This is a genomic window from Bacillus sp. 166amftsu (assembly GCF_900107445.1).
In the GTDB taxonomy this organism is placed as follows: Bacteria; Bacillota; Bacilli; order Bacillales; family Bacillaceae_G; genus Bacillus_A; species Bacillus_A arachidis.
On record NZ_FNQA01000005.1, the window covers coordinates 195,216 to 209,317 of the forward strand.

Below are 14,102 nucleotides of genomic sequence, written 5' to 3' on the forward strand. Positions count from 1 at the left end.
AATCATAGCCTCAAATGATCTAGCTAGTACTTTGAGCCATCTTTTTCGAAAATGGTTCTTGTATATAACCATGAAAATCCCCTCTAGAATAAACAATCAGAATGTTAAAGCTATTCAACTGTAAAACGAACAATTATACAAAAGAAATCTGTGATATATCGTGCTAAAATAAGACTGAGTATCACGGAGAAAGGACGTTACATTGTGAAAGAAGTAAAGTTTATACATGCGGCAGATTTACATTTGGATAGTCCGTTTAAAGGAATGGAAATGAATGTGTCGTCATCTGTTTGGGAGAGAATGAAGCAAAGTACGTTTCAGTCATTTGAACGTATTATCGATAAAGCGATTCAAGAGCGCGTTGATTTCATGCTGATTGCGGGAGATTTATATGATGCGGAAACGAGAAGTCTTAGAGCGCAAGTGTTTGTGAGAGAGCAAATGAAGCGCCTTTCGCAGTATGACATTCCTGTTTATATCATTCATGGTAACCATGATCATTTAGGAGGAAGCTGGGCGGCAATTGAGTTTCCTGAGAATGTTCATGTGTTTACAGAGCCATATGTAGAAGCGAAGCCGTTTTATAAAGATGGTGAACTGGTTGCATCTATTTATGGGTTTAGTTATTTACAACAAGCTGTCACGGATAATATGACAGCGCAGTATGAAAAAATGAGCGATGCGCCTTTTCATATTGGGATGCTTCACGGAAGTGTGGAAGGTGGCGATGCAGAGCATAATCGCTATGCGCCGTTTCAAATTCGTGAGCTGAAGGAGAAAGGGTTTGATTATTGGGCTCTTGGTCATATACATAAACGCGAGATTTTAGCAGAGGAGCCATATATCATTTATCCAGGTAATATACAAGGGCGCCACCGGAAGGAAACGGGAGAAAAGGGAGCGTATCTTGTTGAGATTACAGAGCGAAAGGCGAATTGTTCTTTCTTTAGTACGGCAGATGTAGTTTGGGGAGAAATGGAAATTAGTATCGATGAACTACAGACAGTTGATGACCTTATGACGGCTTGTTCAAAAGCGCTGAACGAATGGCGTAAAGAAGAGGAGGGAACTCTTCTGACAGCTGTGTTTACTGGCCAAGGCCCTCTAGCTTCTTATTTACGTGATGAAAAACGTGTGGAAGAGATTTTTCATATTTTGGCAGCGGGAGAAGAGCGTAGAGATTTTGTATATGTAATGAAGTGGAAGAATGAGACGATTTCATTTGCTGAAACCGAGCGTTTAAAAGAGGAAAATCATTTTGTTGGTAGTGTATTGCAAGAACTAGAATCCTTTACGAATATGGATGCGGTGCTGCGAACGATTTGGACATCTCCTGTCGCGCGTAATGTGATTGAGTCTTTTTCAGAAGAGGAGAAAGCAGAGATTCAAAAGGAAGCGGAAAATATTATATTAGAGCAATTATTCCAGCAAGAGAGGGATAAAAAATGAGAATTGAGAAACTCCATATTTATGGCTATGGGAAATTAGAAAATGTGGAAATGGATCTTTCATTGCTGACGGTGTTGTACGGTGAAAATGAAGCGGGAAAATCGACGATTCGTTCGTTTATGAAGAGTATTTTATTTGGTTTTCCAATGAGAGGGCAAAGACGCTACGAACCGAAAGAAGGCGGGAAGTACGGCGGTAGGGTGACCGTTATGACGGAGCAGTATGGAAGACTCAAAATCGAGCGTCTTCCGAAAACGGCTGCTGGAGAAGTGACGGTTTACTTTGAAGATGGAAAAACAGCTGGTGAAGAAGTACTGCAGACTCTGCTAAGCGGGATGAATGAGAACCTGTTTGATTCTGTCTTTTCGTTTGATATGCATGGTCTCCAAAATATTCATCATGTTGGAGAAGCTGAAATCGGAAATTATTTGTTTTCGGCGAGTGCAGTTGGAAGTGATGCGCTCTTGCAGTTAGATAAAAAGCTAGAAAAAGAAATGGAGCAGCGTTTTAAGCCGAATGGCCGTAAGCCGGAGATTAATGTGTCGCTTCAAGAAATAAAGAAACTGCAAGAAAAGCTTGGGGCGTGGCAAGGGAAAATTGGTACGTATGAAAAGCTAATGGGGCAGTTAAAAGAAAGTGAAGGGCGTCTTGCTCACATTCGGGATGAAAAAGAGATGGCAGAGAAACGTAAGCAAGACTATGAAGTGTTGGCCACGCTACAACCTCTTGTCATTGAAAAACAAGCGTATGAAAAAGCGCTAGAAGAGCAGAAGAATCCGTTTCCAGTTCGAGGTGTAGAACGTTATGAAACGATAAAAGCAAAACTGGAGCCGCTTTTGGTGCAACTTGATTCAATCCAGAAACGGATGGAAATGGTGCAATCGGAATTGGATGGGATAGAAGTACAAGAAGAACTGTTGCAAAAAGATAGTTATGTAGAAGAACTTCGTATGCAGCATATGTCATATGAAAATGCGCGCCAAGAAATGCGCGATATTACAGTAAGCATCGGGAATATGAAAGAAGAGATAGAAGAGCTCGAGCAGCAAATTGGTACTACTTTTGAAAAAGAAAAGGTACTGTCATTTGATACAAGCCTTGCGGCAAAAGAAATGATAACGCAAACGGTGCAAAAGGCGAGAGAGTTAGATAATCGGAAAGAGCAGCTTGATGAGCGCTTTAAAGTGGCGCAGGAGCAATTAGAAGAACAGGAAGAAAACGTAGGGCATATTCGGAAGCAGATGTTATCGGATGAAGAGCGGCAGAACCTTGTAGAAAAAGAAAAGTCGTTTCAAGATACAGTCTTGATAGGTACTGGTGCGGAGCGCATTAAGCGTAAATATGAAGAAAGAATGAAAACCGCGCGGGAAAAGAAAAAGCGTTGGCAGACGATTTGTTTCCTTTTGTTAGCTGTTAATACAGTGATATTGCTGACAAGTGTATTTCTAGATAATCGTGCGTTGTTATTTACGAGTGTTATCTTTTTTGTCTTAATTGTACTTGCACTTGTTTTGTATAAAGATAATTCTTCAGATAGCTTACAAGAAGAACTGCTCTCGCTGCAGCAAAGTGCAGGTGGAAGGCAAAATGAAGAGGCACTATCTATTCGTTATCAAGTAGAAAAAGATGAAGAAATACGTAAATTATTTGAGCGAGAGTCTTATAAGTTACAACAAATTGAAAGAACCTATGAAAGAGTGGTTTCTGCATATGAAGAATGGGAGCGAGATACGTTTCATGTGGGAGAGCAAGTCGATACATATAATGCGCGTTATTCGTTCCCAAGTTTTTATACATATGCGCATGTATTATCAGCATTTGAACGTGTGGAAAAGATGCAACAGTTATATCGCGAAGTAGGAAAGATGGCGGAGCGAAAAGAGATATTATATGAAATGATTTCGCAGTTTGAACATAAACTAGAGAACGTTATGAGAAATACAGAATGTGATCATCTTCATATGATTCGTGATCGCATTCAAAAGGAAAAAGAAAAAGGGCAAAAGAAGGAGCAACTTGTAGGAAAGCTTGCTGATTGGAAAGAAGAGCGGGAAGTACTGCAGCACCAAGTAAAACAACTTACAGTAGAACGAGATGCGCTCTTAGAAATGGCAGCAGTTACTAATGAAGAAATGTTTTTAGAGCTTGGTAAGAGAGCAGAAAAGCTTGAGGAGGCAGAGAAGCAAGTAGAGCGGCTATCACCTCAAATTGATATGTTAGAAAAGCGTTTAACAAGCTTATCATTAGTGGAACACTACCAAGTGAAAGGATATGAAGAAAACTTAAATCAAGAAGAACTTCGTATACAAGGCTTCCTTTCAGAAGAGAAGAAATTGACCGAGAGTATTGCGGAGCATCGCGTGGAGATTGCGAATTTAGAAGAAGGTAGTACGTACGGTGACTTATTACATGAATGGGAAATGAAAAAATCGCATGTACGTGAGCAAGTGAAAAAGTGGGCTGCATACGCGACTGCTAAAACGGTGTTAACAAAAACAAAGCAATATTATCATGAAGTACAGCTGCCCCGTATTCTACAAAAGGCCGAGGAGTATTTTGTATACTTAACAGGTGAGAAGTATAGTAAGATTTTTTCGCCATCAGAAAGTGAGCCGTTTATTGTAGAACGAAGTGATGGTATGCGTTTTTATAGTCATGAACTAAGTCAGGCGACAGCGGAGCAACTGTATTTGTCACTAAGATTTGCACTAGCCCGGACGTTTGAACATGATTATCCATTTATTATTGATGATAGCTTTGTACATTTTGATGCAATAAGAACAGAACGAACAATCCAATTAATAAAAGAAATTGCGAAGGATAGACAAGTGATTTTCTTTACATGTCATGCCCATCTATTATCATTCTTTACAGAAAAACAGATTATAAAATTAACACATGAACGTAAAGAAAATAAGGTGTAGTGTGCTATACTAAAAGTACTTAAGTTGGTGGAGGAATCAGGATGAAAAAGAAAATTGCAGAATATGAAGTTGGTGAACAAGTCGATGTCTTTTTGCTAATTAAAACAGCAACAAAAGGTATCGCAAGTAATGGGAAGCCATTTTTAACAGTAATCTTACAAGACCAAAGCGGGGATATTGAAGCGAAGCTATGGGATGTATCACCAGAAGTAGAGAAGCAATATGTAGCCGAAACGATTGTAAAAGTAGCTGGAGATATTCAAAACTATAAAGGGCGCATTCAACTTCGTGTGAAGCAAATCCGCGTTGCAAATGCGAATGAAATAACAGATATCTCAGACTTTGTAGAAAAAGCTCCAGTGAAAAAAGAAGATATGGTAGAAAAGATTACACAGTACATATTTGAAATGAGAAATTCGAACATTCAGCGTCTGACAAGACACTTATTGAATAAACATCAAAATGAATTTTTAGAATATCCAGCAGCAACGAAAAATCATCATGAGTTCGTATCAGGACTTGCGTATCACGTTGTGTCGATGCTTGATTTAGCGAAAGCAATTTCTACGCTATATCCATCTTTAGATAAAGATTTACTATATGCAGGCGTTATTTTACACGACCTTGGTAAAGTCATTGAATTATCTGGTCCGATTTCAACAACATATACACTAGAAGGAAACCTACTAGGTCACATTTCCATCATGGTAAACGAAATCGGAAAAGCCGCAGATGAACTGAAAATTGAAGGCGAAGAAGTACTAATTCTTCAACATATCGTCTTATCTCATCACGGAAAAGCCGAATGGGGTAGCCCAAAACCACCATTAGTAAAAGAAGCAGAAATCCTGCATTACATCGATAATTTAGATGCGAAGATGAACATGATGGATCGTGCCCTTGGCCGCACGAAACCAGGTGAATACACAGAGCGTGTCTTTGCCCTTGATAATCGTTCGTTTTATAAACCTACTTTTCACAACTAAATAGTACTTATGAGGCAAGTGATTTTAGCAAACTTCTAACATTGCTTGCCTACAATTTGCCCACGAGATTTTAAAAACTCGTGGGCAAATTGGTTTACGGCTGTTTCCTCTATCATATCTTTCGAGAGGACTCCCACCTGTATGACATTGTTGAGAAAAAGCTGTGTAAAAAGTCAGGGTGTCCTGCCTCATAGAAAAATACATCTACAGAAAATCCTACTGTCATTTTTTGTTAGTCCTTTTTTACCTTGTTTGAAAGTGCTAGTTGGTAAGGTACTTTAATAGTCTACGTTTATCCAAATAATATCTAGAAAGAAAGCATAGCTCCTCTGTCATCAAAGATAGAATCAGGATTCCATGCTACTTCCCAAAGATTGTTTTCTGGATCGGCAAAATAAGCCGTTCTTCCTCCCCAAAAAGCATCGCTTGGTTCCCTTAAAATTTTTCCGCCGACATTTCGAATTTCCTCAATTGTTGTATCAACTTGTTCAGGCTTATCTACATTGATAGCAAACGTTACACCACGAAAGCTGTTTACGTCTTGAGTAATGGAAACACCAGCATCTCTTGCTAATTCCTCAATAGGAAATATTGAAAGAATAACACCTGCCGTTTTAAATGCCGCATAAGTATCTGAACTGATTTCTGTCTCTTCCCACCCTAGACTTTTATAAAATGCCCGAAGAACAGGTAAGTTAAAAGCACCAATTGTTATTAGACTTACTCTTTGTAGTACCATCCGTATATGACCTCCATAATTTTATATCTTTATAAATTCAATATAAGATTTAAATACCCTTTCTTTCACTCAATTCGTAATTGTACTGGTAAAAATCTGAAAATTATTTCTCAACTTATGCAGAAAAGAAATTATATACAATTTGTGGAAGAGTGTTAATATTTAGATAATTACAGAAAGAAATGAGGGGAGAAATTCTATGAGTGCACATGTAGTAACGAAAGAACAGATTAAGCATTCATTAGACGCTTGGTATCAATCGATGCTGAAGCAGCAAGTGGAGAAAGCGACAGAATTGAAAGAAGAAATTGATGAGAAGATTATTAATGCCGAAGAAGATCAAAGTCTATTGTTATATTATTCTTTACTAGATTTTAGATATAAGGTGTTAACTGATAGTTTAAGCATTACAAAAAATAGTTTTGATGTAATTGAATCATGTAACACAGCTTCTGACGAGGTTCTTTCGTATTACTATCACTTTTTCAAAGCAATACATGCCACATTAACAACGAACTATAATGAGGCTAGTGAACATTATGAGAAAGCTGAAAAACTGTTAAAACATATACATGATGAGTTGGAATATGCTGAATTTTATTATAGGATTGCTATTTTTAAGCAACATTTCTATAAACCTATTGAAGCTATTCAATATGTAAATAAAGCAAAAGAAATTCTTGTTAAACATAAAGGGTATGAAAAGAACATTGCTTCATGTGAAAGTGTTCTAGGAGCAGCGTGTGTGCAACTTCGCCAATACGAACAAGCAGAAGAAAAGTATAATTCGGCAATTAATATTTTACAAAAACAAAATGAAGAATCGTTACTTTTAAGAGTACGTAATAATCTAGGTTGGTTGTATGCAAGTCAAAATCTTTCAGCACTGGCAATTCGTCATCTATCTGAAGTTACAACAAAAATGCCGACACATTTTAAAGCGATTTTTCTACAAGCTAGAGAACATCATAAACTAGGTGAAATAAATATTGCTGAGGAATTACTTACAAATGGGTTAAACATTTGTACTGAATTGAATAATGAAGAATATGTACATCACTTTACTATTTTAAAAGCACTAAATAATAATGTTCCAACAGAAGAATTAGAAAAGATTATTCTTGAAGGAATTAATTATTTCGACAAAGAATCACTATATAATTACACTCAAGAATATACAGAAAAACTAGCAGTTAAATTTTACGGTGAAAACAATCATGTAAAAGCAAGTGAGTACTTCTACACAGCATTACAGGCAAAAGAAAAAACGTTTGAGAAAGGGGCATTAAAATGATTAAAAAAGTTGGTTCTGTTGTTTTAGGATTATCTGTTATTGGTATTGTAGCATTAGGTTACAATAGTTCGTTTACACCGCAAGCAAGTCACGCGGATTTTCCAGCGCCGAAAAATCCTGATTTGGCGTATGATGTGGATTTAAATAAAGGTGACGGCGGAGCACCTTCTAATACTCACGCAGACCATTTCGTATCAAAGCCTGATTTAGCATAATAGCGTTAGTGATACACCTGCCTATCCATATGTTGATGGAAACACAGAGGTAAGTGCTTCGGAATAGATTACGAACAGCTATAATGAATACTCGTGTAGACCTATAACCAAAAGAAGAACGTTTACCCTCACTAATAGGCGTTCTTCTTTTATTTGTTTTCTTCATCGTCTATACCATCTAAGTTTGGGCCATATTCATAAATATCTTGTCTCAAACGAAAATCCGCAATTGAAAATGGATCCATAAACTGATTAAAAACCACCTTATCTTATCCAGCATTAACGGACAGTAAGACCCCCATCTCAAAGTTCAGTGAAAGTAAAGAAGTTAGGTAAGGGCTTAAGTCCGCCGCTGATTAAGGTTTCACTTTATAAAGCTTATACAATAAACTCAAGGTATTCCGGGAAATCTATCTGATTCATATTTTCCATACCACCATTTTCTCTTACGTGAACATATATTTTGTGAATACATTTATACAACAAGGAAATATGTTTTTTCGGCATATCATCTAGACAAACAAATGCTTCATTAGGGTTAGTTTCATTCTTTAAAACTTTAAAATTCCATCTACTATAAAGATCTGGATATAACATACAAGATTCAGTATTTGGACCAAAACTGTAAATTACATTTTCTTTATCCTCATACTCTTTCATTATTGCAATCAGTGGATATCTTCCCATTGTTTTAAACACTCCTTATTTCTTTTTTAAGGGGGATTGAAGGTATCACACGTTCTCTTAATCTCTGAACCTCAGTATCTAGAGCGGGTGTATTCAGCTTATAACCAACGCTTTTCAGTATGTTTTCAATTTCTAAAATCAAGTTTTTCCACATATAAAAACCTCTTTTTCTAATCTATTTTAGGATAGATAGTATCTTTCGGCATCGGTCAATTTATCTCCAGCGCCATGCGATCGTTGTATCTTCTATGTAAATAGCCGGTATATCGATCCCTAAATATTTACCTTCATTTTCATCTAAAATAGACCAATTACTTTCCGCCAAAAATTCTGAATCTGCGACTTCAAAATCGAATTCATTGTCTTCATCAACCATCCCGTGAAAATATTCATGAAATGGCTTACTATTTTCATTTAAGTGAATCGTCCCCCACATCCACGGTGTGTCTGTGGATACTTCTGTAATATCACCTAATTCAATATCCTTAAAGTATAGTTTCATATGAACACCTACTTATCCTTGAAATAAAAAGGCACTTATTATCATGAGAGTTCCATTCAAATAACACGATTGATATTGTGAATCTTTCAATCATCAATTCTCCTCATATTCATAAACGAATAGGCCGTTAATTAGTGTTTCAAAATCAGGAGCTAATTCTAAAATGAAAATATCTTCTTCCCATTCTAAATCGATGTATAGGATTGGTGGATTTTCTTTTGTGTGTCTATAATCCAGCGCAATCCACCAATGTCCGTCTCCACATAAAAGCAGAATATCTTTTGGTAATTCCCACTCTTCAATGTAATAAGCGCTTGATAGAATTCCTTTTTCTCCAATCCCATTTATGTAGTTAACGCTAACATGGTCTTCTGCCCAACCTGTTGGAACAGAAGTAGGATAAGCATCATAAATTAAATACCCTCCGTTTTGTATTTTACATAAGTCAATATATGATTTCGGTAACTTTACGCCTAGCTTATTTTCAGCGAAAACAACCATTTCATCTGTTAAATCTTCTAGTTTTTTACTAGATGTATCCCAAATGTTTCTCATTTAAATTTCTCCTTTTATTCAAATAAGTTTTTTATTTTATTATAAATAATTCATTCCCTTTTTTACAAAAAATCACAAACATAGATTTATAGTGATTCCAAATAGCTGTTTTCTTCCGCTATTTACGTATATAAAATCCCCGCTTCAAAATTCAGCAAAAGAAAAGAAGTAAGGTGGAGGATGAAGAAAACCCTACTGATTAAAGATTCCCTTTATTAAAATGAGGATGTATGTCTTGCCCTAATTTCACTAGAGGGGTAAGTTAGTTAAAGAGGGATAAACGTTTTCATTTAAAATAAGGAGGAGTCTGTACCCTATGAATTATTTTATTATAGGCGATGTCCATGGGTGTTATTATACATTTAAGAATTTGCTCAATAAATATTGGGATAAAGAGAATGAAATGGTTTTCCAATTAGGTGATTTAATTGATAGAGGAAAAAACTCACCTCAAATGGCCCAATTTGCAATACAATTAAGTGCTGATTTTCCTAATCAAGTCAAATTTTTAAAGGGGAATCATGAGTTTGAAATAATTAGTCATTTTGATAATCCACCGAATAACAATTGGCTAAGACAGTGTGGGGAAGAGACACTGGATCAATACAGGAAAATGAATAGAGATTATATGAATGATGTTAGATGGTTTAGAAACCTTCCGCTATATTGGGAAAATGAACACCTGTTTTTAAGTCATGCAGGAATTTCTGAAAAATCAGAAAATCCATTCATAGAGGAAGATGAGTATGGCGTTTTATGGAATCGCAGTCCGTTAAAGAATATTAATAAATTGCAAATTATAGGACACACACCTTGCGAAAATCCGCATTATGACATTGAAAGTAATACATGGAATATAGATACAGGTGCTGCTTATTTAGGGTATTTGACAGGTGTGAAAATTAAACCTAATGGAGAAATATTAGAATTTATTAGGGAAGATACAGACGTAAGAGATAAATAGAATCATTTCAAGCTTTTAGTAGAGTAAAAGGAATATAAATTTCTCTGAAAAGAATTGACTTACTTTTTATTTGTAACTAAAATAATTACAGGTGAGTTGAATAGTATAAAGGTAATCAAGAAATATTCCAATGCATTCCTATTTGGAGAGAAAGCATATTTTTTTACTATAGTTGTAACCTAATTTGTTACAACTATAGTGGCTATAAAATACGTACAAAATGTAAAAGCTTATTTTAAGTGTATTCGTTCTTGATTCACAGCAATAGAAAGGAGACAGTTAACTTGAAACAATTAAAGTTCTATATAATTAGTGGTCTTGCACTTGTATTATTAGTGGTTTGTAATGTTGTGGAAAGGCCTACAGCGAAGGTACAGGAAGTAAGGGATACAATGGTAACAAGACTGAACACAGAAGAAAAGATGGCGGAAATTGATGGACAAACGATATATTTTAAACAAATTGGTGAAGGAAACCCGCCGCTGCTTATGCTTCATGGCTTTGGTGGTTCTTCTGATGGATTCGGTGATATTTATCCAGAATTAGCGAAAGATCATACGATCATTGCGGTTGATATTTTAGGATTTGGTCGTTCTTCTAAGCCGGTGGATTTTCAGTATTCATTTCCAGCACAAGCAAATTTATATTATAAGTTAATGAAAAAATTAGGCTACGATAAGTTCGCTGTTCTCGGTCATTCCATGGGAGGAGAGATTTCTCTTAATTTGACGTATTTATATCCTGAAGCGATTACGCACCTTATTTTAGCGGACTCGACAGGAATAGAATCCTTCCAGCAAAAAGAAGGTTTCCAAAAGCCGAATTTATCGGTTGATGTAAATACGGTATCTACCATTACGGATTATGATAAAAATGCGGTGAAAAATAGAAGAGATGATAAAGAGCATTATAGTGAATTGACGAAAATGAGAGAGCGCCGCATTGCGATGGATGCGAATGAAATCAAGGTGCCAACCTTAATTATTTGGGGCAGAAATGATAAAAGTGTTTCATGGAAAAATGGTGAAACCTATCATCAACTATTGAAAAATAGTACATTCCATATGATTGAAAAAGGGTATCATGCTCCGTTTCGTCAAGAGCCGGAAGAGTTTATGAAATATGTCCAAGCTTTTTTTGAAAAGCATGCTGTATCTACCAATAGAATTTTTTAATTATAAACCCGTTTCTTCTTTCTTAAGAAGATGATTCGAACGAAGGTTCTGCTATTTAGGGCAGAACCTTTTTGTTTTGCTGTCTTATGTGTTTCATCCTGCATAAAAAAATATTTCTCAACATTTTATTTGTTGAAAAATATTGAATATTCGTCATAATACGAATATTATATTGTTATTGGCAAAAAAAACAGATAATTTGCAAACATGGGGAGGAAGTACATTGAAAAACAATGGGAAGAGAAAACCTTTATCAGTATTAGCAACAGCGGCAGTATTAAGCAGTACTTTTGCATTTGGGGGGCAATCTGCATATGCTGAAACGCCATCATCATCTCTACCAATCGATGAACATTTAATACCAGAGGAACGTTTAGCAGAAGCGTTAAAAGAACGAGGCGTCATTGATAAATCTGCATCACAAGCTGAGACATCAAAGGCTGTTGAAAAGTATGTTGAGAAAAAGAAAGGGGAAAACCCTGGGAAAGAGATTGTTCCTGGAGATAGTTTGACGCAAGAAGCATCTGATTTTATGAAAAAAGTAAAAGATGCAAAGATGCAAGAAAAGGAACAAGCAGATAAACCGGCTGAAGGAACAGTAGCTGGACAAGCATCTGGATTTACCCCTGGTAAGTTAAATGGAAAAGTTCCGACTGCACCAGCGAAGCAAGAAGGATATAACGGTGCTGTTCGAACAGATAAAGTGCTTGTTTTACTCGCGGAGTTTAGTGATTTTAAACATAATAATATTGATCAAGCGCCAGGATATATGTATTCTAAAGACTTTGATCGTGAGCATTATCAAAAAATGTTATTTGGTGATGAGCCATTTACGTTATTTGATGGATCGAAGATTAACACATTTAAACAATATTATGAAGAACAATCTGGTGGTAGCTACACAGTTGATGGAACTGTAACGGAATGGCTAACTGTTCCAGGGAAAGCTTCCGATTACGGTTCAGATGCTGGTACTGGTCATGATAATAAAGGACCTTTAGGACCACGTGACTTTGTGAAGGAAGCATTAAAAGCAGCAGTAGCAAAAGGAATTAACTTGGCTGATTTTGACCAATTTGATCAGTACGATCAAGATGGTGACGGAAATAAAAATGAGCCAGACGGCATTATTGATCATTTAATGGTTGTTCATGCGGGTGTAGGACAAGAAGCTGGCGGCGGTAAATTGAAAGATGATGCAATTTGGTCTCACCGTTCAAAACTTGGATCAAAACCATATGCAATTGATGGCACACAGGCTTCTGTTCCGAATTGGGGCGGAAAGATGGCTGCATACGATTATACAATCGAACCTGAAGATGGAGCGGTTGGTGTGTTTGCGCATGAGTACGGTCATGATTTAGGTTTACCAGATGAGTATGATACAAAGTATACAGGACAAGGTGAACCTGTTGAGTCATGGTCTATTATGAGCGGAGGCAGCTGGGCTGGAAAAATTGCAGGAACAGAGCCAACGAGCTTGTCACCACAAAATAAAGAGTTTTTCCAAAAGAATATGGGCGGAAACTGGGCGAATATTTTAGAAGTAGATTACGATAAACTTCGCAACGGCATTGGCGCTGCAACATATATCGATCAAAGTGTTACAAAGTCAAAACGACCAGGAATTGTTCGCGTTAACTTACCGGACAAAAATATTAAAAATATTGAAGCGGCATTTGGTAAGAAGTTTTATTACAGTACAAAAGGAAATGACATGCATACAACACTTGAGACGCCAGTATTTGATTTAACAAATGCAGCGAATGCTAAGTTTGATTATAAGGCATTCTATGAGCTTGAAGCGAAGTATGATTTCCTTGACGTGTACGCTATTGCAGAAGATGGAACGAAGACACGTATTGATAGAATGGGAGAAAATGATGTAAAAGGCGGTATGGATACAACTGATGGTAAGTGGGTTGATAAATCATACGATTTAAGCCAATTCAAAGGGAAAAAAGTAAAACTACAGTTTGAATATTTAACAGATATCGCAGTAGCTTATAAAGGATTTGCGTTAGATAATGCAGCGTTAACTGTAGATGGCAAAGTTGTTTTCTCTGATGATGCTGAAGGTCAACCAGCAATGACGTTAAAAGGATTTACTGTATCTGATGGATTTGAACAGAAAAAACATAACTACTATGTAGAGTGGAGAAATTACGCTGGTTCTGACCAAGCATTAAAATATGCGCGTGGTCCAGTATTTAATACAGGAATGGTTGTATGGTACGCAGATCAAAGCTTTACAGATAACTGGGTAGGCGTTCATCCAGGTGAAGGATTCCTAGGCGTAGTAGATTCTCATCCAGAGGCAATCGTAGGTACATTAAATGGACAACCGACTGTGAAGAGCAGTACGCGTTATCAAATTGCCGATGCGGCATTCTCATTTGATCAAACGCCAGCATGGAGAGTAGATTCACCAACTCGCGGAATCTTTGACTATAAAGGATTACCAGGCGTTGCGAAATTTGATGATTCTAAGCAGTACATCAACAGTATCATTCCAGATGCGGGACGTAAATTACCGAAACTAGGCTTAAAGTTTGAAGTAGTAGGCCAAGCTGAAGACAAGTCTGCAGGTGCAGTTTGGATTCATCGATAGA

Annotated in this window: 12 protein-coding genes and 3 pseudogenes; 8 read left to right on the top strand and 7 right to left on the bottom strand. The window is 36.7% G+C overall.

Translation table 11 applies throughout. From position 1 onward, the window contains the following. Positions 1 to 204: 204 nt before the first annotated feature. Genes BLV40_RS15690 through yhaM form a run of 3 tightly spaced genes read left to right on the top strand, consistent with a single transcriptional unit; the run spans position 205 to position 5,359 of the window. Positions 205 to 1,449, top strand: a complete 1,245-nt coding sequence (locus tag BLV40_RS15690; protein ID WP_090691572.1) for a metallophosphoesterase family protein — start codon at positions 205 to 207, stop codon at positions 1,447 to 1,449. After that, the gene (locus BLV40_RS15695; protein ID WP_090691574.1) at positions 1,446 to 4,373 is read left to right on the top strand and encodes an ATP-binding protein; all 2,928 of its coding nucleotides are present in this window, start codon (positions 1,446 to 1,448) and stop codon (positions 4,371 to 4,373) included. The genes BLV40_RS15690 and BLV40_RS15695 overlap by 4 nt, the downstream gene beginning before the upstream one ends. A gap of 41 nt (positions 4,374 to 4,414) precedes the next feature. Further along, a complete protein-coding gene (yhaM, locus tag BLV40_RS15700; RefSeq protein ID WP_026590593.1) occupies positions 4,415 to 5,359 on the top strand; it encodes a 3'-5' exoribonuclease YhaM in 945 nt (314 codons plus the stop codon). A 127-nt stretch (positions 5,360 to 5,486) separates the two neighbouring features. Here the strand turns inward: yhaM and BLV40_RS29810 are convergent. After that, positions 5,487 to 5,585 (bottom strand): annotated as a pseudogene (locus BLV40_RS29810) (hypothetical protein); the annotation flags it as partial. An 81-nt stretch (positions 5,586 to 5,666) separates the two neighbouring features. Beyond that, positions 5,667 to 6,098, bottom strand: coding sequence for a VOC family protein (locus BLV40_RS15705; protein WP_090691576.1), 432 nt, complete (start codon positions 6,096 to 6,098; stop codon positions 5,667 to 5,669). 199 nt (positions 6,099 to 6,297) lie between these two features. Here BLV40_RS15705 and BLV40_RS15710 point away from each other — a divergent pair, with 199 nt between their 5' ends. Together BLV40_RS15710 and BLV40_RS15715 are read left to right on the top strand one after the other, a co-directional pair. Continuing rightward, the gene (locus BLV40_RS15710) at positions 6,298 to 7,392 is read left to right on the top strand and encodes a response regulator aspartate phosphatase (protein WP_090691578.1); all 1,095 of its coding nucleotides are present in this window, start codon (positions 6,298 to 6,300) and stop codon (positions 7,390 to 7,392) included. Further along, positions 7,389 to 7,607 (top strand): Phr family secreted Rap phosphatase inhibitor, encoded by a 219-nt coding sequence (locus BLV40_RS15715; RefSeq protein WP_090691583.1) that lies wholly within the window; start codon positions 7,389 to 7,391, stop codon positions 7,605 to 7,607. Before BLV40_RS15710 ends, BLV40_RS15715 begins: the two co-directional genes overlap by 4 nt. A 149-nt stretch (positions 7,608 to 7,756) precedes the next feature. Here the strand turns inward: BLV40_RS15715 and BLV40_RS15720 are convergent. The 5 genes and pseudogenes from BLV40_RS15720 to BLV40_RS15740 form a co-directional block, all read right to left on the bottom strand. Beyond that, positions 7,757 to 7,864 (bottom strand): annotated as a pseudogene (locus BLV40_RS15720) (SMI1/KNR4 family protein); the annotation flags it as partial. A gap of 121 nt (positions 7,865 to 7,985) precedes the next feature. Continuing rightward, a complete protein-coding gene (locus BLV40_RS15725) occupies positions 7,986 to 8,294 on the bottom strand; it encodes a hypothetical protein (RefSeq protein WP_026590589.1) in 309 nt (102 codons plus the stop codon). Between the two features lie 52 nt (positions 8,295 to 8,346). Continuing rightward, positions 8,347 to 8,448 (bottom strand): annotated as a pseudogene (locus BLV40_RS15730) (SMI1/KNR4 family protein); the annotation flags it as partial. A 60-nt stretch (positions 8,449 to 8,508) separates the two neighbouring features. Continuing rightward, entirely contained in the window at positions 8,509 to 8,796 is a 288-nt protein-coding gene (locus BLV40_RS15735) for a hypothetical protein (RefSeq protein WP_090691585.1), read from the bottom strand. Positions 8,797 to 8,889: 93 nt separating this feature from the next. Next, the gene (locus BLV40_RS15740) at positions 8,890 to 9,351 is read right to left on the bottom strand and encodes an SMI1/KNR4 family protein (protein WP_090691588.1); all 462 of its coding nucleotides are present in this window, start codon (positions 9,349 to 9,351) and stop codon (positions 8,890 to 8,892) included. A 316-nt stretch (positions 9,352 to 9,667) separates the two neighbouring features. Between BLV40_RS15740 and BLV40_RS15745 the strand changes: the two genes are divergently transcribed. The 3 genes from BLV40_RS15745 (at position 9,668) to BLV40_RS15755 (ending at position 14,101) form a co-directional block, all read left to right on the top strand. Further along, positions 9,668 to 10,315: a metallophosphoesterase family protein gene (locus tag BLV40_RS15745; RefSeq protein WP_090691591.1), complete on the top strand. Its 648-nt coding sequence runs from the start codon at positions 9,668 to 9,670 to the stop codon at positions 10,313 to 10,315. A gap of 284 nt (positions 10,316 to 10,599) precedes the next feature. Next, positions 10,600 to 11,490: an alpha/beta fold hydrolase gene (locus BLV40_RS15750; RefSeq protein ID WP_090691597.1), complete on the top strand. Its 891-nt coding sequence runs from the start codon at positions 10,600 to 10,602 to the stop codon at positions 11,488 to 11,490. 223 nt (positions 11,491 to 11,713) lie between these two features. Next, positions 11,714 to 14,101, top strand: coding sequence for an immune inhibitor A domain-containing protein (locus BLV40_RS15755; RefSeq protein ID WP_090691601.1), 2,388 nt, complete (start codon positions 11,714 to 11,716; stop codon positions 14,099 to 14,101). Position 14,102: the final 1 nt, after the last annotated feature.